We start from the raw sequence: 854 nt of genomic DNA, 5'->3' as shown, positions 1-854 counted from the left end.
TGCACCGATTGCGCGACCTTGTTTTCGGACCGGGCCGCGCGGTCCTCGTGCTGGCATTCACCCAGATCCTGACCTGGGGCATCCTGATCTATCCACCGGTGCTGACCATGCCGTATGTCACGGCGGCACATGGCTGGTCGCTGGCCTTTCGGCATGGCGGGTTTTTCGCTGGGGCTGATTGTATCGGGGCTGCTGTCGCCGGTGGTTGGTGGATTGATCGACCGCCTCGGCGGCAATGTCGTCATGGCATCGGGCGCATTGGCGGGTGCCTTGGGTCTCGCTCTATTTTCAGTAGCCGATCATCCCGCGACCTATCTGGCCTGCTGGCTGTTGCTCGGCGCTGCAATGTCCGCGTCGCTCTACGATCCGGCCTTTGCCACGCTAACGCGGATATTCGGGGCATCGGCGCGGCGGCAGATCACCTTCGTGACCTTTGCAGGCGGTTTCGCCTCGACGGTCGGCTGGCCGGCGACCCATCTTCTGCTTGAGGCTGTCGGCTGGCGCGGGACGTATCTGACCTTCGCAGCGATCTTCGCTTTTGTCGTTGCGCCGCTTCATGCCTTTGCATTGCCGCGCCACGTCGCCGTCGCGCCTCTGCCCGTGGTGGACGCCGTTGTCGTTCCCCAGCAAGCAACCCTGCGGCCGGAAGGCTGGCTGTTCATCCTGCTGGCGGCAGCTTTCTCGCTTTACAGCTTCATTCTGTCGGGCGTGACCTCGAACCTGCTGGCGCTRCTGGAGCGCGGCGGGCTCAGTGCTGCAACGGCGGTGACCATCGGTGCGATGTTCGGTCCGGCGCAGGTGGCATCACGGCTGGCAGACTTCATGCTGGCGGGGCGCACCCATCCGCTGTGGAT

At 64.4% G+C, this 854-nt stretch carries 1 protein-coding gene; it reads left to right on the top strand.

Features of this window, described 5'->3' with window-relative positions; genetic code table 11:
* Nucleotides 1-153 precede the first annotated feature (153 nt).
* Nucleotides 154-854, top strand: a 701-nt coding sequence (locus AC1DU6_RS33430) for an MFS transporter (RefSeq protein WP_477862640.1), incomplete at its 3' end; no start/stop codon positions are given.

The organism is Roseateles sp. P5_B10 (assembly GCF_056400485.1).
The sequence above is the reverse complement of the archived record's forward strand: the minus strand, read 5'-3'. Positions and strand labels throughout refer to the sequence as shown.